Here is a 24,542-nt window from a genome sequence, read left to right as displayed (position 1 = left end):
GATACTTAGTCGGGCGAAACATAGACTACGCGATGCGCTCGTCGGTTGACCGTGCGTAATCGCTTTCCCCGGGAGGTCGCGGCGGTCGGGGGCTGGCGCGGCCTTCCGATATGTCCGGGGAAAGTCACTGGGAATCTGGGGACCAGCTCCGCACGTCACGGCCGGCGGGATCACAGGGGTGCGATTCCGCCGGCCCGTGACGGGCGGTCCGGACAGTCGTGTGATCGAAAACAACACCAGGTCGCCACGGTGTGTCTGCGCGCGAACGGTAACGTCACGGGAAGTTCCCGACCGCGCGCAAAGGAGCCCGCGTGACCACCACCTCGTTCCAGTACACCGACGTGCTCCCGCTCGCCCCCGACACCACGACCGAGTACCGGCTGGTGTCCTCGGAGGGTGTCCGAGTGGTCGAAGCCGCGGGCCGCAAGTTCCTCGAAGTCCACCCCGATGTGCTGACCCTGCTGGCCAAGGAGGCCATCAAGGACATCCAGCACCTGCTGCGGTCGTCACACCTGGCTCAGCTGCGCGCGATCGTCGACGACCCCGAGGCGTCCGGAAACGACCGGTTCGTCGCGATGGACTTGCTGCGCAACGCATGCATCTCCGCCGGTGGTGTGCTGCCGATGTGTCAGGACACCGGTACCGCCATCGTGATCGGCAAGCGCACCGAAGGCGTCCTGACCGGCGGCATCGACGAGGAAGCGTTGTCGCGCGGTGTTTTCGAGGCGTACCAGGAGCTGAACCTGCGCTACTCGCAGATGTCACCGGTGACGTTCTGGGACGAGCGCAACACTGGCACGAACTTGCCCGCACAGGTCGAGCTCTACAACGCGCCGGGCACGGATCCGCGCTACGACTTCCTGTTCATGGCCAAGGGCGGCGGCAGCGCGAACAAGACTTTCCTGTACCAGGAGACCAAGGCCGTCCTGAACCCCAACCGGCTGGCGAAGTTCCTCGACGAGAAGCTGCGCAGCCTCGGCACGGCCGCGTGCCCGCCGTACCACCTCGCGATCGTCGTGGGCGGCCTGTCCGCCGAGCACAACCTGAAGGTCGCCAAGCTCGCCTCCGCGCGTTATCTGGACAACCTGCCGCGTGAGGGATCCGCGCTGGGACACGGGTTCCGCGACGTCGACCTCGAGCAGCAGGTGCTGGAGATGACCCGGCAGTTCGGGATCGGCGCGCAGTTCGGCGGCAAGTACTTCTGCCACGACGTGCGCGTGATCCGGCTCCCCCGGCACGGCGCGTCCTGCCCGGTCGGCATCGCGGTCTCCTGCTCCGCGGACCGTCAGGCGAAGGCGAAGATCACGCCCGACGGAGTGTTCATCGAACAGCTTGAGCGTGACCCCGCGCAGTTCCTGCCGGAGATCCACGGCGAGGATCTGTCCGAAGAGGTCGTGCAGATCGACCTGACCCGCCCGATGGCCGAGATCCGCGAGACGTTGTCCAAACTTCCCGTGAAGACAAGGCTTTCGCTGACCGGCCCGCTCGTGGTCGCCCGCGACATCGCGCACGCGAAGATCAAGGAGCGCCTCGACGCGGGCGAGCCGATGCCGCAGTACATGAAGGACCACCCGGTGTACTACGCCGGTCCGGCCAAGACCCCGGAGGGTTACGCGTCCGGCTCGTTCGGGCCGACCACGGCGGGCCGGATGGACTCCTATGTGGAGCAGTTCCAGGCAGCCGGTGGCTCGCTTGTCATGCTGGCAAAGGGAAACCGGTCCCGGCAGGTGACCGACGCGTGCCAGTCGCACGGTGGCTTCTACCTCGGTTCGATCGGTGGCCCGGCCGCCCGCCTGGCCAAGGACTGCATCCGCAAGGTGGACGTGCTGGAGTACCCGGAGCTCGGCATGGAAGCGGTGTGGAAGATCGAGGTCGAGGACTTCCCCGCGTTCATCGTGGTCGACGACAAGGGCAACGACTTCTTCGCCGAGACCTCGGCACCTACCCTGCAGATCAGCTTCCGGAAGTAACCAGCCCGCCAAGCACGCCGTGTCCACCATTCCGGCACCATGAAATTCCCTCGCGCGCGAGCGGCGAGTGCGAAAACATGGTGCCGGAATGTGCGTTTCATGGTGTCGGAAAGGTGGACACGCGGGTGATCCGGGTGCCGGAGGCGTTGGCCGAGTCCCTTCGAGACAATTTTCCCGAGGAGTGGCTGGCTGGGCTGCCGGGACTGGCTGAGCGGATGTTGGAGCAGTGGCAGCTCAAGCTCGACGGCAAACCCATGCACGGCATGGCTTCCCTCGTTCTTCCCGTCGAAAAGGACGGGGAGAAGGCGGCTTTGAAGCTGCAGCCGGTGGACTGGGAACACGAAGGCGAGCCGGTCGGGCTGCGGATCTGGGACGGCGACGGCATTGTCCGGCTGCTCGACCACGACCAGGACACCGGCGCGATGCTGCTCGAACGCCTCGACGAGCACCGTCCACTGTCGGCGATGCCGGACGACTTCGCGGCGACCGAGATCATCGCCGGGATCCTGGCCCGGCTGGTCAGCGTCCCGGGACCGGAGAACATCCGGCACCTCAAGGACATCGCGGCCAAAATGGTCGCGAACACGCCCGAGGCCATCCCGGAACTGTCCGATCCGGACGAACAGCGGATGCTCAAGAACTGGGCAGCCGCAGTGGAAGAAGTCCTCGACGAACCCGGCGACCGGCTGCTGCACTGGGACCTGCACTACGACAACGTGCTAGCCGCCGACCGTGAGCCGTGGCTGGCGATCGACCCGAAGCCGCTCGTCGGCGACCCCGGCTTCGACATCATGCCCGTGCTGGACAACCGGTGGGACGAGATCGTGGCCACCGGTGACGTCACCAAGGCCGTGCTCAGGCGCTTCGACCTGATGACCGAGGCACTCGAGCTCGACCGCGAGCGCGCGGCCATCTGGACAGCCGGCCGCGCGCTGCAGAACTCCTTGTGGGACATCGATGACGGCGAGCACGTCCTGCAGCCGATGCAGGTCGCGATCGCGCAAGCCGTTACTTCTCCTCGAAAATGATGTCCTCCGGCGGCACCGTCAGCCGGACGGTGTCGTCGTCGATCACTTCGACGATCGTGTCGAAGCTCGTCCAGTGCCCGGTCGACAGGATGAACAGCCGGTCGTCCTTCTGGTCGAGGAAGTCGAGGAACCCGCCGAGCGACAGGTCGCCGTCGTTCAACGCCAGGTAGTCCGCCAGGCGCCGGAACAACTTCGGCATGATGACCAAGTCCTCGGCCAGCGACCGCGGCTCGGCGATCCGGCCGCCGGTCTGCGTGACGTCCTTGGGCCACAAGCCCAAATGCCCGGCACGAGCAGCCGTGGCGGCCTCCGCCATCGACGCCCGCAGGTCCGGGAACAGCTTGAGGTAGAAGGTCGGATACGCCAGGCCGTGCGCGAGCTGGTGGTAGTTCACGGTCCGCTGGATCATCGGCACGTCAACGTGGATCTTCGTGCCGCTCTTGCCCGGCGCCTCGCCCTTGCCCGCGAACGCGACACAACGACCGTAGATGTCCGCGGTCCGCGTGAAGATGTAACCGGGCGCCTGCAACGGTTCAGACGCCGTGACCGTGCCGTCCTTCTCGCGACGCACGACATCGGTGAACCCGAGGAAATCCAGCAGTTCGGCCGAAGCCGCGTCCGCGAACCGCGGCGGCTGGTGGGTTTCGCCGTCCTCGGTGCGGAAGTGGGTTTCCAACGCGTCGATGCCGTCCAGCCGTAACTGGGCACCGCCGCTCTTGTTGCGGCGAACCTTGCGCCCGCCTTCGACTTTGTTCCAGTCGTCGAGGTTGTTCGGATAGAACCGGACGGAGTCGCCGTCCGGCCGTGCCCCGACGATCCGGAAAGTACCTTCAATCACCAACATGGCCATGGTGACGCTCTCCCTCGGCTGATACTCCCCTATGCCCACGTATCGCCGAACTGGGAAAACAGTTATGGCACTCACCCAAATGCAGTAGTGAACACTGCCCAAAAGGGAATGCCCAGGGCCGGTGGGGCATACCGGCCCTGGGCATCTATCGGATGGAAGTCAGACCTTGCGTTGCTGGTAGTCCAGGATCACCGGGCGTTCGGCCAGCGGTGCGTTCAGGTTCACGGTGAACACCGGATAGCGAATGTCCATCGTGCACATCTGCTCGGTCGCCGGCGAGGTCTCGACGAGCGTCAGCACGACTTTGTCCGTGCTCTGCTCACCGATCTCGACGCTGGCTCTGCTGCAGCCGCCTTCCTGGGCGGTGACGCCCAGTCTGCTGCCGTCACCCTCGGTCCACACTTTTCTCGGGTAGCCCTCGGGGAGTTTGGCCGCATCGACCTTGGTCACCAGTTTGGCACCCTCACCAGGCAGTTCCGGCTCAGACGGTGACGTGGACTCGCTCGGCAGGTCTGAAGCTGACGGTGGTGGAGCGGAGCCAGTCTGGGTCTGAGCACCGCACGCGGCACTCAGCGCAAGCAGCACACTGGCTCCGACTGTCGCTAGGTGTCTCATGCACCAAGGACGGAACCACCTACGGGTCAGGTTGCACGAAGCGCGTTCACAGCTTCACGGACAGCGTCGAGCCTGGCGCCTGAGGCGAGTCCGGCGTGGTAGAGGTGGAATTCCTCGACGCCTTCCTCGGCCAGTGCCCGCATCTCGGCGAGCATCGCCTGCCCGTCGATCGGTTTGGGCGGCAGCGCCAGCACGTACCCGGCGATCCGACTGTCCGGGGCGATCTTGCGCAGTGCCTGGATGTTCGGTGCGCTCGCCGCGGGCCCCGGCCAGGCCATCGCCACCAGCGCGTCCACGTTGACGCCCAGCTCGGGCGCGACCGTGGCGAACGGGCCGGTCGCCCACGGATCGGAGTTCGCGTGCACGATCACGCGGATGTCCGGCGCGAGTTCCCTGATCCGGTTCACCAGACGTTTCCGCAGGTCACCGGCTACTGAGGCACGGATCTCGGCGATCGACGAGTCGAGTGGCATCTCGTCGGGCTCGCCCGCGTCGATCGCCTCCCGGATCTGCGAGCGCAGTGCGGAAGCGTCCGGGTACTTGGCGGAACACCCGGCACAGAAGCACACCGAAGCGAGCTTCTGCCGGATCGGGCCCCAGTCGGAGCCCTCGGTCTTCTCGTGGTGGCCGCCGTGCACGAAGCCGAGCGCGCCGCACGCCTCGAGGATGATCCCGTCCGGCGAGCCCAGCGCGATGATCTCCTCGACCAGGGTCTGGCAGTACTCCACGACGTCCTGGTTGGACGGACACAGCGCGTACGGGTACCGGTCGCCGAAAGCGTTCACCACGGTCAGGTCCGGGTGCAGATCGCCGAGGCGGCTGGAGTGCGTCAGCACTGTCCACGCGTACACCGGCAGCCCGGCGGCCTTCAGCGCGTCACGCGCGGTGCGGTACGAGTCCGCCGCCACCCACGAAGGCTCGGCCGGGCGCAAGCGCTTGCCCTGCCATGCTTCCTCGCGGACCGGCAGGTAGAACGCCGCGTGCCGGGCGTCGATCAGCCGGTGCTCCGGGTGAAGCGGGGTCGCGGCCCGCACGGTGTGGTACGAGGCCGCCAGCGCGACCGCGTCCACACCCAGCGAGGCATACCGCGCCGCCGCGTCAGGATCGCCTACGACATCCCAGGGATAGACGTGAGCGACGCTCTTCACCCCAGAAGGGTTCACCACCGCGGACGCCTCTTCTCGTATTCGGGGTTGAACTTCTGCATGTAGCTCGTGTCGTCGCGCTTGAGGATCCCGCACGTCCGGTAGTTCTCGGCCAGCCGCGCCAGCACATCCCGGTCCAGCTCGATGCCGAGGCCCGGACCCGACGGCACGGTCAGTGAACCGTCCTTGAAGGACAGCACACCCGGTTTGACCACGTCGTCAGCCGCGTTCCACGGATAGTGCGTGTCGCACGCGTAGGTCAGGTTCGGCGTGGCCGCGGCCAGGTGTGTCATCGCCGCGAGGCTGATCCCCAAGTGCGAGTTGGAGTGCATCGACAGGCCGATGCCGAACGTCTCGCAGATCGCCGCGAGCTTGGCCGACCGGGTCAGCCCACCCCAGTAGTGGTGGTCGGACAGGATGACCTGGACGGCGTTCTGCGCCACCGAGGGCGCGAGGTGCTCGAACGAGACCACGCACATGTTGGTGGCCAACGGCATTGGCGCGACCTTGGCGACCTCGGCCATGCCCTCGATCTCCGGCGATGGGTCCTCCAGGTACTCGACGATCCCGTCCAGTTCCTGAGCGACTCTGATGCCGGTCTCCGGTGTCCACGCGGCGTTCGGGTCCAGCCGCAGCGGTGTCCCCGGGAACGCCTCACGCAGCGCCTTGATCGCCTCGATCTCTTGCTCTGGCGGGAAAACCCCGCCCTTGAGCTTGATCGACTTGAACCCGTACTCGTCGATCAGCTGCTTGGCCTGTGCCACCACACCGGCCGGGTCGAGCGCCGCACCCCACTGGTCCGGCTGCTCATCCCCCAGCTTCGACGTGGGGTGCCCGGCCCACTTGTAGAACAGGTAGGCGCTGTACGGAATCTCGGTCCGCACCGCGCCACCAAGCAGGTCGACCACTGGACGGCCGATCGCTTTGCCTTGGATGTCAAGGCAAGCGACCTCGAACGGCGAGTACACCCGGTCGATCGTGCCCGGAGCGGAGAACTTCCCGGTCAGTCCGTGCGTGTCGAAGCCGGTCACACCTTCCAACGCAGCGGCGACGCGCTGGTGCATCGGGCCGAGCGCGAACGCGTCCAGCCCAATCAGCGACGGTATGACCTGTTGCAGGCGCTCGATGTGCGCGATGTCGCCGTAGGTCTCGCCGACACCGGAAATGCCTTCGTCGGTGTGGATCTCGACGATCGTGCGCAGCGCCCACGGCTCGTGCACACCGGCCGAGTTCAGCAGTGGCGGATCACGAAACGCTACTGGGGTAAGGACAATCTCAGTGATTTTCACCTGTCAGTCCTCCAAAGCGGCCCGTCCGGCGGCGATGATCCGGTCCAGTTCCTCGAGGTGCTCGGGTGCCGGGTCGACCAGCGGCGGGCGGACGCCGCCGACGTCCAGCCCGGTCTTGGTGACCGCCGCCTTCACCAGGGACACCGCGTAGCCGGGCACCTTGTCACGCAGTTCGACCAGCGGCCAGTAGAAGTCCGTCAGCAGCCGGTTGATCTTCGCGGTGTCGCCGGAAGTCACGGCGTTGTAGAAGCCCAACGAGATGTCCGGCGCGAAGCAGAACACCGCCGAGGAGTACAGATCCACGCCGATGCCGCGGTACGCGGGCACGGTCAGCTCCGCGGTGGGCAGCCCGTTGAAGAACTGGAACGGTTTGTCCACTTGCGACCGGATGGCCAGCACGATCCGCTGCATCTGGTCGATGTCACCCAGGCCGTCCTTCAACCCGATGACGTTGGGCAGGCAAGCAACCTGTACGGCCGACTCCGGGGTGAACACAGCATTGTTACGTTGGTAGACGATCGTAGGAAGGTTGCTTGCCTGGCTCACCTCCTCGACAAACCGGACAAGACCGGCCTGCGGCGAGGAAACCAAGTAGGGCGGCAGCAACAGCAAACCGTCCGCGCCCGCGGACTTCGCTGCCGCCGCAAACCTTTTCGCGAGCGGCACGGGTCCACCCGCGCCCGCGAACACAGGCACGCGGCCCGCGGTTGCCTCCACCGCGACCTTGACGACCTGCTCGAACTCGTCCACGTCCAACGCGTTGAACTCGCCCGTCCCACACGCCACGAAGACGCCGCCGGGTCCGGCGGCGACACCGTGCTTGACGTGCTCGGCCAGCACGTCCACGGCGACTCCCCCAGCGGCATCGAAGGGCGTCACCGGGAAGAACAGCACTCCATCCAGTTGCATACTGACCTCAATCTCGACCGGCGATCAACCCTTGACCGCACCTGTGGTTATCCCACGCAGGAACGACTTCTGCAGCGACAGGTACACAATCAGGCTGGGTACCAGCGCAAGCAGCGCGCCTGCCAGCACGATGCCCGGCCCCACCTCGATATCCGACCGCAAGTCCGCCAAAGCGACGGTCAGCGTGTAGTCGGCGGGGTCATTGGCCACGATCCGGGGCAGCAGGTACTGGTCCCAGATCATGTTGAAACCGAACACCGCGATCACGGCGAGCGCCGGCCGGCAGAGCGGCAGGATGATCTGCGCGAAGACCCGCAGCTCACCGGCGCCGTCCACCCTGGCCGCCTCCTCCAGCTCGACCGGGATCTCCTTCATGAACTCCGTCATCACGAAGATGGAGAACCCCCAGGCACCCAGGGGAAGGATGACCCCGAGCAGGGTCCCCCTGAGGTTCAGCTCGAACACCGGCAGGTCACCGATCACCAGCGACAGCGGGATCGCGATGACCTCCTCGGGCAGCATCATCGTCGTCAGGATCAGCAGCAGGATGATCGCCTGGCCACGGAACTTCTTGCGCGCCATGGCATACGCGGCGAACACACTGACGAGCAGCTGCAGCAGCAACGCGCCGCCCGCGATGAACAACGAGTTGGCGAAGTAGCCCCAGATGTTCTTGGCGCCGGCTTCCTCGTAGTTCTGCAGTGTCGGGTTGTTCGGCAGGATCGACAGCTGCGTCGGATCCCGGTTGACGTCGAACGCACCGGAGAACACCGTGATCAACGGTCCGGTGAAGATCAGCACGGCCAGCGTGCACAGCAGGATCCGGATACCCCTGCTGACGTAGGCGTTGCGCGCGGTTGACCAGCCAAGCGCGGTGTCCAGCCGCGAGGAGACCCCAGGCCTGCGCCGGGTTTCGACCCGAGTACTCATCGGTTCTCCCTCGCTCGCCGCCACACCTGCACAACCACCGTGAGCAAGAACGTCACCAGGAACAGCATGACGGACGCTGCCGATGCCACACCGATGTCGTTCTTCTCAAAGCCTCGCGAGAACACCGTTGTCATCCACACGGATGTCGCTCCGGCGGGACCACCGCCGGTCAGCACGTACACCTCGGTGAACACCCGCAGACCGCGGATGGCCGCCAGCGTCAGCAGAATCGTGATCACCGGCCGCAACGCGGGCAGGGTGACGTACCACAGGCGTTGGAAGACGTTGGTGCCGTCGATCGCCGCGGCTTCGTACTGCTCCCGGTCGATCCCGGCCAGACCGGCGAGGATCAAGACCATGTCGTACGGCGCGTGCTTCCAGATCCCGACCATCATCACCGACGTCAGCGCGGTGTCCGGGTGGTCGAGGAAGGTCGACGGACCGGCACCGACCCAGGAAAGCACCTCGTTGAGGAACCCGTTGGGGTCGGGGAAGTACAGCACCCGCCAGATCTCACCGACGACCGCGGTCGCGGCCACCACCGGCAGGAACACCGCGGAGCGCACGAACCACAGCGATTTGGCCTGCCCCTCGAGCAACAGTGCGAGGAAGAAGCCGACGAGCATCGCGCCGAACGTCTGGCCGAACGCCAGGATCACCGTATGGGACGCGGCTTCCTGGAACGCGGTGTCCTCAAGGACGGACGTGTAGTTGTCCATCCCGATGAAGATGTCGCCGAGGAACGGCTGGACCTTGTACAGGCTCAGCCGGATGCCCTCGGCCATCGGGATGAACTTGAAGTAGAGGAACAACAGCAGCGCGGGCGCCAGGAACAGCCACGGGATCAACGACCGCCATGACCTGTTCCGCTTGGGCGGACGCGCGGTGACACCGCTGCCCCGGGCGGGCTTGGTCTCGCCCGGGGCAGCGGTCGCTTCGTGCGCAACCGTCACTGCTTGATGCCTTGCGTCGACAGTTCCTTGTTCAGCTCACCGGCGAGCTTGGTCAGCTCGGCCTTGGTGTCCGTGGTGCACGTGAAGATCTTGTTCAGCGACTCCGAGGTCTTCTGCCGGAACGGCTGGAAGTTCGGCACCGCGGGGAACGGGCGACCGGCCGACTCGTAGACCTGCTTGGTGGTGTCCCAGCGCGGGTCGTTGAGCACGGTCTTGACGTCGACGTTCTTGTTCACCGGCAAGCGGACCACCGGGGTCTCACCGGACTGCACCTTCATGCCCATCTGCTGCGCTTCCGGCGTGAGCATGAACTCGACCAGCTTCTTCTGGCCCGCGGGGTTGGGCGAGCCGGCCATGATGTACATGTCCTCGCCCTCACCGAGCACGGTGTCGCCACCCGGTCCCTTCGGCGAGGGGATGACCTCGTACTTGTCCTTGCCGAGGTTCTTGTCGAACCGGTTGAACATGTACGGGCCGGTCGTGTAGACGCCGACCTTGCCGGTCTCGAACAGCGGGTGCGCGTCGTTGGTGGTCAGCGTCAGCGCGTTCGGGTTCATCACCTTGCTGTCGCAGAACAGGCCGCGGATCCACTCGACCGACTTCTGGCTCTCCGGCGAGTCGATGGCCACCGCGAACTTGCCGCCGCCGTTGTCCTTCAGCACGTCGCCGCCGCCCTGCCAGAGGAAGTTCGACGCCCACCACAGCGTGTAGCCGCGGTCGGTGGTCGCCGGGGCGAGGATGCCGTAGGTGTCGGCCTGGCCGTTGCCGTCCGGGTCCTGCGTGGTGAAGGCCTTGGCCAGGTCGAGCAGCTCCTCGTGCGTGGTCGGCACGGGCTTGCCCAGCTTCTCGCGCCAGTCCTTGCGCACCAGCGTCACGTTCGCCTGCGTTGACCACGGCACCGCGTGGAACTTGCCGTCCGCGGTCTTGGCGTTGCCCCACGCCCGCTCGCTGACGTCGGCGGAGCCGGCGATCGAATTGCGGTCGACCTCGCCGACCAGGCCCTGCTGGGTGAAGACACCGAGCGAGCCGGTGTCGGTGATGACCAGGTCCGGCAGGTCCTTGTTGGCGGCCCGCTGCTGGATCTGCTTGTCGAAATCGTTGAAGACGGCCTTGTACTCCACCTTCTGGCCGGTCTTCTTGGTGAACTCGTCGAATATCCTCGTGTAAACCTTTGCAGCCGACTCCTGGCTGCGAGTCCAGACCTCAAGCGGTGCGTTCGGATCGCCTTGCGGGGCGGAAGGAGATGTTGATGTGCCACACCCGGTCAACACCGCAGCGAAAGCTGTGGCGGCCGCGGTCACCTTGAGACCACGTGACGTGACAGACGATCTGAGAGACGAGCGCGAGACTGCGGTGTCCGGCATTGGACCACTCCGACCTGCTGAGGGGCGCTTCTTTTCACATATGCGAAGTTCGGTCGTACTTGTGAACCCGCGACCGGGACTGTAAGAATCGAGCACGACTACTGTCAAGGACGCGTGACGGGGTTGTTGCCAAAGGAGGACCCAAGTGGCGGTCGAACCAGCCCGAGAAACGGCAAGCCAGCCCACCCGCCCGGCCGCCGTGAAGTCGGCCGACCGGACCGTCGAACTGCTTGAGGCGCTTGCGTCCTCTGAGCGCAGGCTGACGCTGACTGAGCTGCACCATGAGCTGAGCTATCCGAAGTCCAGCCTCTACATGTTGTTGCAGACGTTGGTCGCACGCGGCTGGGTGGAAGTGGAGCCCGCCAGCGGGACGTACGGCATCGGCGTGCGCGCCCTGCTCGTCGGTACGTCCTATTTGGACCACGATCCGGTCGTACAGGTGGCCATCCGGGTGATGGAACACGTGCGCCGCGAGGTCAACGAAACAGTCCACCTGGCTCGGCTGGACGGCGCCGACGTCGTCTACCTGGCCAGCCGGGAGTCGGAGCACCACCTGCGCGTGGTGTCCCGGGTGGGCCGGCGGCTGCCCGCGCACTCCACCTCCCTCGGCAAGGCACTGTTGGCCGAACGTCCGGCGGCGGAAGTCGACTCCATTTTGCCAGAGAAACTGAGCCCGTTGACGGCGAACACTGTGGTCGACAAGGCCGCACTGCACGAGCAGCTGGCCAAGTTCCGGGTGGCCGGGTACGCGCACGAGCGCGAGGAGAACACGCCCGGACTCGGCTGTTTCGCCGTCGCGCTGCCGTACCGCAACCCGGTGATCGACGCGATCAGCTGCTCGGTGCCGCTGGGCAGGCTGGACACCGACCACGAGAACCAAGTAGTCACCGCGCTGCTCGAAGGTGCGAAGACGATCACCGAGCTGCTTCGCCAGTTCGGTCGCTGACCCCTGTGCTGGATTCCTAGGCGCCGCTTGAACCGAAAGGGAAAGAAGAACGTGACCCAACGCATCCTGATCACCGGTGCGGCAGGCGGAGTCGGGACGTTGATGCGCCCTCGGCTTGCCGCCGACGATCGGATACTGCGGCTGCTGGACATCGCGGAGCTGCCCGCCGCGGCCGACGGCGAGCAAACCGAGATCATCCAGGCGTCCATCACCGACATGGACGCGATGGAGAAGTCCTGCGCGGGCGTGGACGCGGTGATCCATCTCGGCGGGCACAGCCTCGAACAGGTCTGGTCCAAGATCCTGGACGTCAACATCAACGGCACCTACGTGGTCCTGGAAGCCGCGCGCAGGCAGGGCGTCAAGCGCGTCGTGCTGGCCAGCTCCAACCACGCCGTCGGCTACGTCAAGAAGGCCGACGGCGAAGCGGGTGACTACGAATTCCCCCGCCCGGACACCAACTACGGCGTCAGCAAGGTCGCGGTCGAGGCGTTGGGCAGCATGTACGTCGACCGGTACGGCATGGACGTGATCTGCGTCCGGATCGGATCGTGCTTCGAGAAGCCCAAGGACGTCCGGATGCTCTCGACGTGGCTGTCGCCCGCCGACTGCGCCCGGCTGCTGGAAGCGTGCCTGGCCACGCCGGAGCCGGGCTTCCGGATCGTCTGGGGCGTCTCGGACAACACCCGCCGGTGGTTCTCCCTGGATGAGGCCCGCAAGCTCGGCTTCGAGTCGCAGGACGACTCCGAGGCGTACGCCGAGGAAGTGCTCGCGCGGCACGGCGAACTCGACCCGGACTCGTACGCCGCGCGCTACCTGGGCGGCGCATGGTGCGGCCCGGACTTCAACACAGCTGTGAAGGAGGCAGGACGGTGAGTGTGCAGGGCTACAACCCGAGGACGGGTGAGCCGTTCGGCGACCCGCTCGAGGCCACTTCGGACACCGAGGTGGACCGGCTCTGCGAGGCCGCGCACTCGGCATTCGAGGTGTGGTCGGGCTGGAGTGCGCAGGATCGGGCGAGGGTGCTCGACCTGGTGGCCGACCGGCTGGACGAGAACTCCGAGAACTTGATCAGCGTCTGCGACTCGGAGACCGCGCTGGGCGTGCCCCGGTTGACCACCGAGCTGAAGCGCACGACCAACCAGCTGCGGATGTTCGCGGACGTTCTGCGCGAAGGCAGCTACGTCGAAGCGATGATCGACTCGCCGAACATGGACATCATCCCGCCGCGGCCGGACGTGCGGCGCGTGTTGCGCCCGATCGGCGTGATCGCGGTGTACTCGGCGAGCAACTTCCCGTTCGCCCTGTCCACAGTGGGTTCCGACACCGCCTCGGCCCTCGCGGCTGGTTGCGCGGTGGTCGTGAAGGGCCACTCCGCGCACCCGAACACCACGCGGGAGACCGCTCGCGTTGTCACGGCAGCGCTGGCTGAAGGTGGCGCACCGGAGGGTCTGTTCTCGGTCATCTACGGCACTCAGTCCGGTGTCCGCCTGGTGCAGCACCCGCTGGTCAAGGCCGCGGGCTTCACCGGCTCGATCGGCGGCGGGCGGGCGCTGTACGACCTGGCGAACTCCCGGCCGGACCCGATCCCGTTCTACGGCGAGCTGGGCAGCGTGAACCCGACGGTGATCCTGCCCGGCGCGGCTGCCGAGCGGCCCGAGGAGATCGCGGCGGGCTTCGCGCAGTCGGTGACCATGGGCGTCGGCCAGTTCTGCACCAACCCGGGACTGGTGTTCGCCCCTTCGTCCATTGTGGACGAACTGGGTAAGGCCGTCGCCGGTTCGAACGGCGGCGCGATGCTCAACGAGCGGATGTGCGACTCGTACCGCTCGCACGTGGAAGCGTTGTCCAACAGCGACTTGGTCGCGCTGGTGGCGACCGGCAACGCGCCGGACGAGGCATGGGCGGGCAAGCCCGCGCTGTTCTCCGTGCCACTGGAGACGTTCGTGGCGAACCTGGAGAAGCTGACCGAGGAGAACTTCGGGCCTTCGGGAATCATCGTGACGTACTCGGACGTCGCGGACGTGCTGCCAGTGCTGGCCAAGCTGCCCGGCACGTTGACCGGCACGGTCCACGCGTCGCCGTCGGAGAACAAGGAAGCCGCGGCCGTGGCTGCCGAACTGCACAAGATCGCGGGACGGCTGATCTACAACGGCTGGCCGACGGGTATCGCGCTGGCGTGGGCGATGCAGCACGGCGGTCCGTGGCCCGCGACGACCAACGCGATCCACACCTCGATCGGCGTGCCCGGCATCTACCGCTGGCTCTCGCCGGTGACGTACCAGACGTGGCCGGACGAGCTGCTCCCGCCGGAGCTGCAGGACGCCAACCCGCTCGGCATCACCCGACGCCGGGACGGAGTGCTCGCCAAGCATTAACAGGCTCCGCCGGAGCCTCTAACTTGGGAATATGACGTCCTTATCCAGACGGGTCCTGCTCGGCGCGGGTGCGGTGTTCGCCGCGTCGAGCAGTGTCCCGGCTTCCGCGGCCGCCTTGCCCGCGGACCCTTACCTGCCCACGGTCCCGCACGTGATCGAGGCGGAGACGTTCGCGCAGTACCTGAACCTGCCGTCCTGCCCGCGGGAGAACAACAACTACAAGGACGACGGGACGCCGAACGTGCTCACGTGGGGCACACCCGGGCAGCCCTCGACGTGGTTCAACCAGTCGCAGTGCGCGTCGTTCCTGACCGGTCTGTTGCGCCGGACCTATCCGTCGGCCACTCCCGAGCACTTCGAGGCCGAGTTCGGGTCACGCAGCCCCAATGCCCGGCAGTACCGCCAGGGCTTCGCTCGCGGCGTCTCCGGGTGGCTCTCCATCCCCCGGCTGGCCGACTTGCGCGCCGGGGACTTCATCGCGATCGACAACAACAACGGGCAACCCACGCAGACCGGGCACATCGTCATGGTCCGGCGGATCAAGGGAACCTATGTCGCGCCCAGCTCTTCGCTGAACTTCCCCGGGGAGACCCAGTACGCGGTCGAGGTCATCGACTGCACGTCGGATCCGCATGGGGTTCTTGGCGTCGGGAACTATCACGCGTACCCGGACATCCGGCTCATCGACGGCGTGAACGACCGTGAGGGCGTCGGGTTCGGGCACATGATGTTCTACGTCTCCGATTCCACTGGGGCGTTCACGCGGTACCGGTGGAGCGTCAACACGTCCTCAACCGGGACTTACACCGTCGCACAGCGGCCCATCGCGGCCGCTCGGTTCACGGCAACGGCATCAGCACCGTGAACCGGGCGCCCTCCCCCGGCGCGGTTCGCAGTTCGACCCGGCCGCCGTGGGACTCCAGGATGGCCGCTGTGATCGCCAGGCCGAGCCCGGTTCCGCCGCGTGTGCGCGACCGGGCCGCGTCCACGCGATAGAACCGGTCGAAGATGTTCGGCGCGGCCTCGAGGGGAATTCCAGGCCCTTCGTCGACGACCTCGAGCACCACCCGGCCGTAGTGCTCCAGAGCGCCGGCTATGGCGACGGGTGGTTGCTTGCGGTTGGCCGGCAGGCCGACGCGAACCCGGATCGCGGCGTCCTGGGGTGTGTGGGTCATCGCGTTGCTGATCAAGTTCGTGATGACCTGACGCATCCGGTGCTCGTCCGCTGTCACGCGGATGGGCTTGCGCGCGCACTCCACGATCAACTCGCGCTCCGGGTCACGGGCCCTGGCATCGTGCACGGCGTCCTCCACCAGAGTCCGGATGTCCAGCTCGGTCAGGTCCAGCGCGCGTTCCTGGTCCAGCCGGGCCAGCATCAGCAGGTCCTCGACCAGCAGGCCCATCCGGATGGCCTCGCCCTCGATGCGGCTCATCAACCTGTCCACATCGGCCCGTTCGGGCGCTCCGCCGCGCCGATGCAGTTCCGCGAAGCCACGGATCGACGTCAGCGGGGTGCGCAGCTCGTGGGAGGCGTCCGCGACGAACCGCCGCAGCCGCGTCTCGGACTGTTCACGTTGGCGCAGCGCCGAAGAGAGCCTGCCGACCATGGTGTTCAGTGCGCCGCCGAGCCTGCCGACTTCGGTCCGCGAGTCGGACTCCAGCCTGCGGTCGAGGTCACCGCCCGCGATGTGCCCCGCGGTTCCCTCGATCTTGGTCAGTGGCCGCAAGCCCAGGCGTACCAGCAAAAACCCCACGCCGCCGATGGCGATCAGCAGCGCGACCCCGACACCGACCTCGATCCAGATCAGCCTGGTCACCGTCGCCTCCGTGGTCTCCAGCGACTGCGCCACCATGATGGTGGCCAGGCCATCGGGGGTCTGCCGATGCGTGATCAGCACCCGCCACGGCGAGCCGCCTTGCTTGTCCTCGGCGATGAACGGGCGGTCGAGGATCGGCGCGAGCGCTGCGGGACTGCTGACCGGCAGCGCCGGGCCGACGTTGGGATTGCCGGCCTCCAGCATCCCGTTGGGGCTGAAGATCAAAACCGTGAACTCGGTCGGCAGGCCTTCGGAGTTGCGCCGGGGCGGCGCTTCATCGCCAGACGGGGGTGGCAGGAGTCGTGGCGGGCGCCGCTTGGCCAGCTCCTTGAGCTGATCGTCCATTCTGGCGATCATCGATTCCCTGATCAGCACCACACTGGACACACCGATCACGCCGAGTGCGACCGTCGTGAGCAAGAGCATCGCCACGACCAGTCGCATCCGCAGCGTCCAGGGCCGTCCCCAGGCCATCAGCGCTCGTCCCGTGGCAGTCTCAACGAGTAGCCGACGCCGCGGATGGTGTGGATCAGGGCAGGCTGCACTGAGTCGATCTTGCGGCGCAGGTAGCTGATGTAGGACTCGACGATCCTTCCGTCGCCGCCGAAGTCGTAGTTCCAGACCCGGTCGAGGATCTGGGGTTTGCTGACCACCCGCTCCGCGTTGACCATCAGGTACCGCAGCAGGTTGAACTCCGTCGGCGAGAGCTGTACGAGCTTGCCCGCGCGGTAGACCTCGTGGGCGTCCTCGTCCAGGATCAGGTCGGCGTAGCGGAATGTGCCGTCGTCGCGTGGCATCTCGGTGCCTCCGTTGGTACGACGCAGGATCGCGCGCAGGCGCAGGACCACTTCCTCCAGGCTGAAGGGTTTGGTCACGTAGTCGTCGCCGCCCGCGGTCAGGCCCGCGATCCGGTCCGCCAGCGCGTCACGTGCGGTCAGGAAGAGGACGGGCAGACGGTCCTGCACCGTGCGCAGGTTGCGGGCGAGGGTGAAGCCGTCGGTGTCGGGCAGCATCACGTCGAGCACCACGATGTCCGGCCGCACCCGCCGGGCCGCGGCCAGCGCTTCGGCCCCGCAGTCCGCCGCGTGTACGACGAACCCGCTGAGCCGAAGCGCGGCCGACAGCAGCTCCAGGATGTTCGGTTCGTCGTCGACCACGAGCACGGTCGCCTGCTGGGAGTCCACCTGACCAGCGTCAACGACGAACCTGGGAACAACCTGGGAACATTCTGTGAGTCATCCGCCGGTGCACTCATAAAGCTGCTGGCTGCCCACGGTGAGCACTGGCTTGCAGTTGTCCTGGACCCATGTGGACGTCGCCGACGGCTGGCCGAACATCCCGCCACCACCAGCATTACCACCCGCACTGCCACCGGTTCCGCCGCCGGCAGCCGGGCGGCCACCACCGCCTCGGGCACCGACGAGGACGAACTTTAGCTTGCCCTCCTTGACCCACGCGGCGAGCTGCTCCGCGGTCGGTGCCGGGTCGCGGCCGCTGAAGCCGCCCATACTGACGATGTTCTCGTCGGTGGCCATGATGTACGGCGCGGCGGCCTGTGCCCCGCCCTCGATGGCCATGAGGTACTCGGTGCCGCCCGAGTTCGCCTTGGCGTAGTCCACGATCTTCTGCTGGTCCGCGGTGAGCGTGCCGGTCGCCCGTCCACCAGGACCACCTGGGCCGCCACCGCCTTGCGGCGGCACCATGCCGGGCGGCGGGGTCGTCACGCCAGGCGGCAGCCGCAGCATGAAGCCACCGGCGTTGTTCGCTGCCGGTCCAGCCATGGGAATCCCAGGGTTGCCGGTGGACGCGAACGCTCCGGCGCCCGACCACACACTCGGAGCGAGCAAGACAGCAACCGCACCGAGCACAATGGCCACTCGTTTGGCCTTACGCAGCACCAGAACCAGGATCGCGACCACCGCGACACCGAGAACTGCCCACCTGAGCCAGCCGTTCCATGCCGTGTCCCGTGAGATCAGTACCCAGGCCCACGCGGCCGTGACCGCGACGCTGGCGGGGAGCACCAGCCAGCTGAGCCCCTTGGGCTCCCGGTACATCTTGACCGTCCACACCGATCCCACGCCGACCAGTGCACCGATCGCGGGCGCCATCACAGTCGTGTAGTACGGGTGGAAGATGCCTTCCTGCAAGGAGAACACCAGGGCGTTGACGATCAGCCAACCGCCCCACAGCGTCCAACCGGCACGCTGAGCGGTGTCCGCGGGAGCGAACCTGCGGAACCGGCGGAACCCAAACACCGCGGCCGCGACGAGCGCGATGAGGGCCAGCGGCAGCAGCCAGCTGATCTGACCACCGACCGCCTCGCCGAACATCCGGCCAGGACCGGCCTCACCGCCGAACGCGGCATTGGCAGCACCAGGCCCACCGCCGCCGCCGACAACGACTCTTCCACCGCCACCGCCGCCTGGCCCTTCACCACCGAACACTCGGCCGAGTCCGTTGTAGCCGAGCACCAGGTCCAGTGCTGTGCCGTCAGTACTGCCACCGATGTACGGCTTCTGCCCCGGCCACAGGTCCACAAGGGCCACCCACCACAGTGAACTGACCAACAGAACCACTGCCGCACCGACAATGTCGAAGACCTTGCGACGCCAACCGGCTTTGCTTCCCGCGAGATAGGCGGCGATGAACGCCGGAACGACGATCCACGCGGCGAGCATCTTGGCCAGGAACCCACAGCCGATCAGGAAAGCCGCGAACCACAACCACTTCGTCCTCGTGCGCGGCTCGACTGCTTTCATCGCACGGGTGAACGCGTATGCCGCGGCGACGAGCATCAGCACGAGCATGGTGTCGGTGTTGTTGGTCCGGTTGGTGACCACGGTGATCGGCGTCAAGGCGAAGATCAACGCGGCGACCAGGGCGGCGTTCTCCCCCGCCCACAGCCGGACTGTCCGGTGCAGCAGGAAGATCGCCGCGACGCCCGCGATCACTTGGGGCAGCAGCACCGACCAGCCGTGATAGCCGAAGATCCACACCGAGATCACCTGCGGCCACAAAGCCAGCGGCGGTTTGTCCACTGTGACCACTCCGGCCGGGTCGACCGACCCGAAGACGAAGTTGGTGAAGTTCAACGACATCGACTTGATCGCGGCCGTGTAGTAGGTGTTGCCCCAGCTTCCGCTCCACAGCACGGACGCGTACAGAACGGCACCCACGAAGAGGATCCCCGCGAGGGCATAACGATGCCATGTCGACGTTCGTCGCTCGGTGATCGTCACGTCCGTGTCGTCCGCGTGCCTGACAGCAGCGGCGGTCATATTTTTCCCTTTCCCTGTTTGAAAACCCATCCGCGCAGCAGCACGAACCGGCCGACCGTGCCCAGCAGCGACGCGCCGAGCAGCACGGTGAGCTCAAGAATCCGGCTCGGTTCGGCCACAGTGGAATGCAGCACGAGCAACGCGGCCGACGTGAACGCGTAGTACAGCCCGAAGATGATCAGGCCTTGGAAATGCACCCGGCTCGACGACCCGCGCGCGCCGAGGAACGTGAACCGGCGGTTCGCCTCGGTGTTGAACATCGTCGTCACGATCAGCGCCACCAGGTTGGCGGCCAACGGGTTCATCACCGACCTGAACATCGCGTACAACACGAGTGTGACCGCCGTGGACACCGCGCCGATGGCGCCGAATGACAACAGCTGCCAGACCAGACCGGTGTCCCTTCTGGACACGACGGCGTCCGGATGCGCCGGACTGGGCTCCGGACGCTGCGGCAGATCCCGCACACGTGCGGTCCCACCTGCCTTGGCGCGGGCGACCCGGATCAGCCCGCGGATATCCTCCAGCGCTGTCGATCCGATCTTCACGCGGGTGTCGACGTCCTCCACCCAGTCGACCGGGACTTCGTGCACACGCAATCCGTTGTGCTCGGCCAGAAGCAGCAACTCGGTGTCGAAGAACCAGTTGTCGTCCCGGACGTGGTCCAGCAGCGGACGGATCACGTCCGTGCGCGCGGCCTTGAAGCCACACTGCGCGTCGGAGAACTTCGCGCCGTGGCTGAGTCTGATGAGTGCGTTGTAGCAGCGGGAAATCAGCTCACGTTTGGGCCCTCGGACGGTTCTGGCTCCCGGCGCGAGGCGCGAGCCGATCGAGATGTCGGAGTGACCGTTGGCCAGCGGTGCGACCAACGGCAGCAAGGCATCCAGCCCAGTGGACAGGTCGACGTCCATGTACGCGACGACGTCGGCGTCGCTGAATTGCCACGCGGTGCGTAATGCCCGGCCTCGCCCCTTCTCGTCGAGGTGCAGCACACGAACGTGGTCGTCGGCTTCCGCCAGCTCGGTGGCGATCGGCAGCGTGCCGTCGGTGCTGGCGTTGTCGACGATGGTGATCGTCCACTCGAACGGAAACCGCTCGGCCAAGTAGGTCTTCAGGACCTCGACGCAGCCACGCAGCGCGCGTTCCTCGTTGTACACGGGGACGACCACGTCGACCGTGACGGTCTTCGTCGCCGCAGGACCCCCTGGGGGCCTGGGGGAGGCTTGGGTGCCGGTCATGCCATCAGGTATGCCGGGTGTAACCGCGAGCACCCTGGGCGTGAGCTCAAAGTAACCTGGGAGCGTGTGTTCACGTGCATGAACTCAAGTCACATTCTTGACCCAGGCCGGTTTTGTGCCTTAACTTTCATTCACCCTGCCGCCACGGTCCTCGACGAGGAGGAGCCAGATGCGCACACATGAGCGTGTGACCCTCGCGATGCTTGTCGTCGCGGGCGTTCTCGCGAGTGTTCTCGCCACTGCGCTCACCTTTGCCGAGCCAAGTGTGCAGGTCGTGGTCACGGCCGCGGTCTTCGTACCGCTGGCGGTGACACTGTCCCGACATAACCGCACCGGGGGTGCGATGAGCAGCGGGTTCGTGTCCGGCGGCACTGGGATCCCCGCCGGGCGGCCCGCTGCACCCCACTGGGATCCAGCACGTGCTGATCCCTCCCTAGACGGGGGCTCGTTCAGTCTGGCGGCGGGAGCGAGCCCCCACCCACCAAGGTGAATGCCCTGCACCACGTGAGTGCTCCGGATCGTCCTGCCGGCCCGGAGCACTTACGTGGTCGCGGGGATCAGTCCCCGTTCTGCCGATCGACTTTCCTTGCCGCCCAACGCAACACGATGTTCGTGCCCAGCACGGTCACCGCTCCCATGGCCGCGACGACGTAGAGTCCGGCTCCGGCCAGCGCACCGACCGCGGCCGAGCACCACAAAGTGGCGGCTGTGTTGAGCCCTCGGATGCTGGCGCCGTCACGCAGGATCACGCCAGCACCAAGGAACCCGATCCCTGACACGATTTGCGCGGCCACCCGGGTCGGGTCGGCGTCCGTCATGCCGCCGAACCCGTGCGCCGAGAGCAACACGAACAACGTCGCCCCGACCGAAACCAATGCATTCGTCCGCATCCCGGCCATCCGGGCGCGGTACTGACGTTCGAACCCGATCAGCGCGCCGAGACCAACCCCGGCCGCGATCCGCAGGCCCATCTCGCCCAGAGACATCTGCACAGTGGTCATCACGCGACCTCCCCACGGTTGTCCGCGGGTCGGCTTAGCGTCGAGCCGAGCCCGCGAGGTATCGGCAACTACTTCCATCAGCGGACACTCGGCTCACCTCCTTCAGGCCGTCGTTCAGTAGACACCCTCCACGTAGGACCTGTCCACCCCACGTGGTCTAGTTCATGGTCCTCAGCCGCCGCGGCCCGGTGTCATGCCGTGACGGCGGCGGGCCGACCGCGACACGGGCATAGACGACACTCGCGCCGGATTCCGACGCCACAACGGGTTCCAGCTCAAGCCTGCGCACTTCGGGCACGTCCTCGGCAAGCGCCGCGACTCGCAGCACCAGATCCTCCAGCGCACCGAGGTCCGCCATGGGACTGCCGCCGTAACCCGCGAGGAGCGGTGCCGCTTTCGGCGCGCGGACCAAGCCCGCCGCGTCCACGTCGGTCATCGGAATCGACCGATATGCCCGATCCCCCAGCAGGTCGTTGACCACACCGGACAGTCCGAACGAGACCAGCGTGCCGAAGGACGGGTCGTCCTGCAGGCCGATCGTGCACGAAGTGCCTTTGGCGACCATCCGCTGCACGTACACGGTGTCCACACCGGACACCTGGCGGAGGTCGGTGTATGCCGCCCGCATCGTCTCCGGGCTGCTGATGTCCAGCCGCACGCCCACCAGGTCGGAGCGGTGCTTCAGCAACGAGTTCGACGCCTTCGCCGCGACCGGGAAGCCCAGTTTCTCGGCCGCGTCCGCGGCTTCGTCCGGGCTGCTGACGATTTTGAAGGGCGCCACTTCGATGCCGTAGAAGCCCAGCAGCTCGACGACTTGGGTGTCGGTCAGCCACTCGGCTCCGCCGTCCATCACGGACTGCACCAGCTCGCGGGCCGCGTCCGGTTTGATGCCGTGCGGGCGGACGAGAGTCCCGCGTGGCGCTGACCGCCAGCGGGCGTACCTGGTGACTCTGGCAAGGGCCAGCACAGCCCGTTCAGGGCTGGGATAAGACGGAATCGACCCACGTCCCGGCGAACCGTCCGGTCCCGGCACGGCGAGCTCGGCCGGAACGCCCTCGGCGGCCAGGAAGGTCGAGACGATCGGTTTTCCTTGTCCTTCGGCCAAATCCGCGACGGCTTCCTTGAGCGCACGAGCGTAAGCGGTTCCCGGCACAGCCAAAGGCGGCACGAAGACCACGACCAACGCGTCGACGTTCTCGCGCAGCAAGGCTTCCCGGACCGCGGCCGCGAACTCCTCCGGCCTCGCCTGTGGCCCGACGTCGACCGGCTCCCCGGCCAGTTCGAGGCCTTGGGCCAATGCCGTGTCAGCGGCGAGCACACCGATGGCCGTCGAGTTGCCGACCACCGCGACCTGGCTGCCTTCCGGCAACGGCTGGTGCGCAAGCAAAAGCGCGGTATCGAACAGCTGGGCCAGTGACTCGACCCTGATTACACCGGCCTGTTCGAACACCGCCTGCACGCTGGGCTCGTCGACCTGGACCGACGTGGCCGCCAACGCGGGCGACACGGCATTGCGCCCCGACTTCACCGCGACAATCGGTTTCGTACGGCCGAGTCGGCGCGCCAGCCGGGCGAACTTCCTTGGATTACCGAAGGATTCCAAGTACAACAAGACCACATCGGTTGCCGGGTCGGTCATCCAGTACTGCAGCAAGTCGTTGCCGGACACATCCGCCCGGTTGCCCGCCGACACGAACGTCGACAGCCCCAGGCCACGCGCCGCCGCGTCGGCCAGAATCGCCGTCCCCAGCGCACCCGACTGGCAGAAGAAACCCGTACGCCCCAAGCCAGGCAGCTTCGGCGCCAGACTCGCGTTCAGCCGCACAGCGCGGTCCATGTTCACCACGCCGAGCGCGTTCGGGCCGACCACGCGCATACCGTGTGCCCTGGCCTCTTCGGCGAGTTTCTGCTCGGCGCTGCGGCCCTCGTCGCCGATCTCGCTGAACCCGGACGTCACCACGACCAAGGCCTTGACACCTTTGGCCAGGCAGTCGTCCATCACCTCGTTGATGCTCGTGGCAGGCACTGCCACGACCGCGAGGTCGACCGGGTCGGGGATGTCCAGCACCCTGCGGTACGCGCGAACGCCCCGGACTGCCGGGTGTTCGGCGTTGACCGGGAACACCGGGCCGGCGAAGTCCGCCGTGAGCAGGTTCGTCAGTACCGCGTAGCCGACCTTCGTCGGATCGGTCGACGCCCCGATCACCGCGACCGACTTGGGGTGCAGGACATTGTGGACACTGCGCGCCTCGGCGGCCTGTTCCCGGGATCGGGCGACCGCCACCGACTCCTCGGTCGGGTCGATCGCGAACTCCAGGTGGATCACGCCGTCCTCGAGCGCACGGCTGATCTGGTACCCGGCGTCCTTGAAGACCCGGACCATCTGGCCGTTCTCGCCGAGCACCTCGGCGACGAACCGATTCAGGCCGCTCTCCTGAGCCGCGGCGGCCAAGTGCTCCAACAGGATCGACCCGATGCCCCGGCCCTGATGGCCGTCCTCCACCACGAACGCGACCTCGGCCTGATCGCTGCCCTGCAGGCGTTCATACCGGCCCACGGCGATGATGTCGTCGCCCAGCATCGCCGCGAAACCCACCCGGTCGTGGTGATCGAGCGTGACGAACCGTTTCAGATCCCGCGGCGGGATCCGCGGGTACGCCCCGAAGTAGCGGAAGTACCTGGTCCGCTCGGACAACCGGCCGTGGAACGCGACCAGCCGGTCGGCGTCGTCCGGCGTGATCGGTCTCAGGTGGACGGTGCCGCCGTCCGACAGCACCACGTCCGCCTCCCAGCGGCGCGGGTAGTCGTAAGGATCGAAGTCTGTCACG

The 24,542-nt window shown here is 66.7% G+C and carries 21 protein-coding genes; 7 read left to right on the top strand and 14 right to left on the bottom strand.

The window, feature by feature from the left end:
* The first annotated feature begins 311 nt into the window (after nucleotides 1-311).
* Nucleotides 312-1,970 (top strand): fumarate hydratase, encoded by a 1,659-nt coding sequence (locus B9C43_RS39705; RefSeq protein WP_084432515.1) that lies wholly within the window; start codon nucleotides 312-314, stop codon nucleotides 1,968-1,970.
* A 113-nt stretch (nucleotides 1,971-2,083) separates the two neighbouring features.
* Nucleotides 2,084-2,998, top strand: coding sequence for an aminoglycoside phosphotransferase family protein (locus B9C43_RS39700; RefSeq protein WP_235039116.1), 915 nt, complete (start codon nucleotides 2,084-2,086; stop codon nucleotides 2,996-2,998).
* Here the strand turns inward: B9C43_RS39700 and B9C43_RS39695 are convergent.
* The 8 genes from B9C43_RS39695 to B9C43_RS39660 all read right to left on the bottom strand — a co-directional run bounded on the left by B9C43_RS39695 (nucleotide 2,979) and on the right by B9C43_RS39660 (nucleotide 10,990).
* Nucleotides 2,979-3,848 carry a nuclease gene (locus B9C43_RS39695; protein ID WP_084432509.1) on the bottom strand — a complete coding sequence of 290 codons (870 nt, stop codon included), beginning with the start codon at nucleotides 3,846-3,848 and terminating at the stop codon, nucleotides 2,979-2,981. The genes B9C43_RS39700 and B9C43_RS39695 overlap by 20 nt on opposite strands.
* Before the next feature lie 159 nt (nucleotides 3,849-4,007).
* Entirely contained in the window at nucleotides 4,008-4,298 is a 291-nt protein-coding gene (locus B9C43_RS39690; RefSeq protein WP_143446917.1) for a hypothetical protein, read from the bottom strand.
* 191 nt (nucleotides 4,299-4,489) lie between these two features.
* Nucleotides 4,490-5,611: a hypothetical protein gene (locus tag B9C43_RS39685; RefSeq protein ID WP_200825904.1), complete on the bottom strand. Its 1,122-nt coding sequence runs from the start codon at nucleotides 5,609-5,611 to the stop codon at nucleotides 4,490-4,492.
* An 11-nt stretch (nucleotides 5,612-5,622) separates the two neighbouring features.
* On the bottom strand, nucleotides 5,623-6,897 hold the full coding sequence (locus B9C43_RS39680; RefSeq protein ID WP_084432507.1) for a glucarate dehydratase family protein: 1,275 nt from the start codon (nucleotides 6,895-6,897) through the stop codon (nucleotides 5,623-5,625).
* Between the two features lie 3 nt (nucleotides 6,898-6,900).
* Nucleotides 6,901-7,806: a 5-dehydro-4-deoxyglucarate dehydratase gene (locus B9C43_RS39675; RefSeq protein WP_084432504.1), complete on the bottom strand. Its 906-nt coding sequence runs from the start codon at nucleotides 7,804-7,806 to the stop codon at nucleotides 6,901-6,903.
* Nucleotides 7,807-7,830: 24 nt separating this feature from the next.
* Entirely contained in the window at nucleotides 7,831-8,736 is a 906-nt protein-coding gene (locus B9C43_RS39670) for a carbohydrate ABC transporter permease (RefSeq protein WP_084432501.1), read from the bottom strand.
* Nucleotides 8,733-9,689, bottom strand: a complete 957-nt coding sequence (locus B9C43_RS39665) for a carbohydrate ABC transporter permease (RefSeq protein WP_200825903.1) — start codon at nucleotides 9,687-9,689, stop codon at nucleotides 8,733-8,735. The genes B9C43_RS39670 and B9C43_RS39665 overlap by 4 nt, the downstream gene beginning before the upstream one ends.
* On the bottom strand, nucleotides 9,686-10,990 hold the full coding sequence (locus tag B9C43_RS39660) for a sugar ABC transporter substrate-binding protein (RefSeq protein WP_160097018.1): 1,305 nt from the start codon (nucleotides 10,988-10,990) through the stop codon (nucleotides 9,686-9,688). The genes B9C43_RS39665 and B9C43_RS39660 overlap by 4 nt, the downstream gene beginning before the upstream one ends.
* 208 nt (nucleotides 10,991-11,198) lie before the next feature.
* Between B9C43_RS39660 and B9C43_RS39655 the strand changes: the two genes are divergently transcribed.
* Genes B9C43_RS39655 through B9C43_RS39640 form a run of 4 tightly spaced genes read left to right on the top strand, consistent with a single transcriptional unit; the run spans nucleotide 11,199 to nucleotide 15,242 of the window.
* Nucleotides 11,199-11,999, top strand: coding sequence for an IclR family transcriptional regulator (locus B9C43_RS39655; protein WP_051794092.1), 801 nt, complete (start codon nucleotides 11,199-11,201; stop codon nucleotides 11,997-11,999).
* A 51-nt stretch (nucleotides 12,000-12,050) separates the two neighbouring features.
* Nucleotides 12,051-12,875: an NAD-dependent epimerase/dehydratase family protein gene (locus B9C43_RS39650; protein WP_084432495.1), complete on the top strand. Its 825-nt coding sequence runs from the start codon at nucleotides 12,051-12,053 to the stop codon at nucleotides 12,873-12,875.
* On the top strand, nucleotides 12,872-14,377 hold the full coding sequence (locus B9C43_RS39645; RefSeq protein WP_235039115.1) for an aldehyde dehydrogenase (NADP(+)): 1,506 nt from the start codon (nucleotides 12,872-12,874) through the stop codon (nucleotides 14,375-14,377). The genes B9C43_RS39650 and B9C43_RS39645 overlap by 4 nt, the downstream gene beginning before the upstream one ends.
* A 31-nt stretch (nucleotides 14,378-14,408) precedes the next feature.
* Nucleotides 14,409-15,242, top strand: coding sequence for a hypothetical protein (locus B9C43_RS39640; protein ID WP_084432490.1), 834 nt, complete (start codon nucleotides 14,409-14,411; stop codon nucleotides 15,240-15,242).
* Here the strand turns inward: B9C43_RS39640 and B9C43_RS39635 are convergent.
* Genes B9C43_RS39635 through B9C43_RS39620 form a run of 4 tightly spaced genes read right to left on the bottom strand, consistent with a single transcriptional unit; the run spans nucleotide 15,217 to nucleotide 20,713 of the window.
* Nucleotides 15,217-16,668: a sensor histidine kinase gene (locus B9C43_RS39635; RefSeq protein ID WP_084432487.1), complete on the bottom strand. Its 1,452-nt coding sequence runs from the start codon at nucleotides 16,666-16,668 to the stop codon at nucleotides 15,217-15,219. The genes B9C43_RS39640 and B9C43_RS39635 overlap by 26 nt on opposite strands.
* A complete protein-coding gene (locus B9C43_RS39630) occupies nucleotides 16,668-17,378 on the bottom strand; it encodes a response regulator transcription factor (RefSeq protein WP_033391417.1) in 711 nt (236 codons plus the stop codon). Before B9C43_RS39630 ends, B9C43_RS39635 begins: the two co-directional genes overlap by 1 nt.
* 51 nt (nucleotides 17,379-17,429) lie before the next feature.
* Nucleotides 17,430-19,475: an ArnT family glycosyltransferase gene (locus tag B9C43_RS39625; RefSeq protein WP_160097016.1), complete on the bottom strand. Its 2,046-nt coding sequence runs from the start codon at nucleotides 19,473-19,475 to the stop codon at nucleotides 17,430-17,432.
* A complete protein-coding gene (locus tag B9C43_RS39620; protein ID WP_084432481.1) occupies nucleotides 19,472-20,713 on the bottom strand; it encodes a bifunctional glycosyltransferase family 2/GtrA family protein in 1,242 nt (413 codons plus the stop codon). The genes B9C43_RS39625 and B9C43_RS39620 overlap by 4 nt, the downstream gene beginning before the upstream one ends.
* Nucleotides 20,714-20,882: 169 nt before the next feature.
* Between B9C43_RS39620 and B9C43_RS56030 the strand changes: the two genes are divergently transcribed.
* Nucleotides 20,883-21,203: a hypothetical protein gene (locus tag B9C43_RS56030; RefSeq protein ID WP_143446916.1), complete on the top strand. Its 321-nt coding sequence runs from the start codon at nucleotides 20,883-20,885 to the stop codon at nucleotides 21,201-21,203.
* 67 nt (nucleotides 21,204-21,270) lie between these two features.
* On the opposite strand, the gene B9C43_RS39615 is transcribed toward B9C43_RS56030, so the two are convergent.
* Both B9C43_RS39615 and B9C43_RS39610 read right to left on the bottom strand, forming a co-directional pair.
* Nucleotides 21,271-21,714 (bottom strand): MgtC/SapB family protein, encoded by a 444-nt coding sequence (locus B9C43_RS39615; RefSeq protein ID WP_235039114.1) that lies wholly within the window; start codon nucleotides 21,712-21,714, stop codon nucleotides 21,271-21,273.
* A gap of 157 nt (nucleotides 21,715-21,871) precedes the next feature.
* Nucleotides 21,872-24,541, bottom strand: a complete 2,670-nt coding sequence (locus tag B9C43_RS39610; protein ID WP_235039113.1) for a bifunctional acetate--CoA ligase family protein/GNAT family N-acetyltransferase — start codon at nucleotides 24,539-24,541, stop codon at nucleotides 21,872-21,874.
* Nucleotide 24,542 lies beyond the last annotated feature (1 nt).

Source organism: Kibdelosporangium aridum, from assembly GCF_900176515.1.
Taxonomy (GTDB): Bacteria; Actinomycetota; Actinomycetes; order Mycobacteriales; family Pseudonocardiaceae; genus Kibdelosporangium; species Kibdelosporangium aridum.
Note: the sequence above shows the minus strand (reverse complement) of the source record. Positions and strands in the feature narration are given on the sequence as shown.

Coding starts and splice junctions, on each gene's coding strand:
- B9C43_RS39635 (WP_084432487.1), bottom strand. CDS start 16,668: ATGGCCTGGGGACGGCCCTGGACGCTGCGGATGCGACTGGTCGTGGCG.
- B9C43_RS39620 (WP_084432481.1), bottom strand. CDS start 20,713: ATGACCGGCACCCAAGCCTCCCCCAGGCCCCCAGGGGGTCCTGCGGCG.
- B9C43_RS39615 (WP_235039114.1), bottom strand. CDS start 21,714: ATGACCACTGTGCAGATGTCTCTGGGCGAGATGGGCCTGCGGATCGCG.
- B9C43_RS39640 (WP_084432490.1), top strand. CDS start 14,409: ATGACGTCCTTATCCAGACGGGTCCTGCTCGGCGCGGGTGCGGTGTTC.
- B9C43_RS39670 (WP_084432501.1), bottom strand. CDS start 8,736: ATGAGTACTCGGGTCGAAACCCGGCGCAGGCCTGGGGTCTCCTCGCGG.
- B9C43_RS56030 (WP_143446916.1), top strand. CDS start 20,883: ATGCGCACACATGAGCGTGTGACCCTCGCGATGCTTGTCGTCGCGGGC.
- B9C43_RS39695 (WP_084432509.1), bottom strand. CDS start 3,848: ATGGCCATGTTGGTGATTGAAGGTACTTTCCGGATCGTCGGGGCACGG.
- B9C43_RS39625 (WP_160097016.1), bottom strand. CDS start 19,475: ATGACCGCCGCTGCTGTCAGGCACGCGGACGACACGGACGTGACGATC.
- B9C43_RS39675 (WP_084432504.1), bottom strand. CDS start 7,806: ATGCAACTGGATGGAGTGCTGTTCTTCCCGGTGACGCCCTTCGATGCC.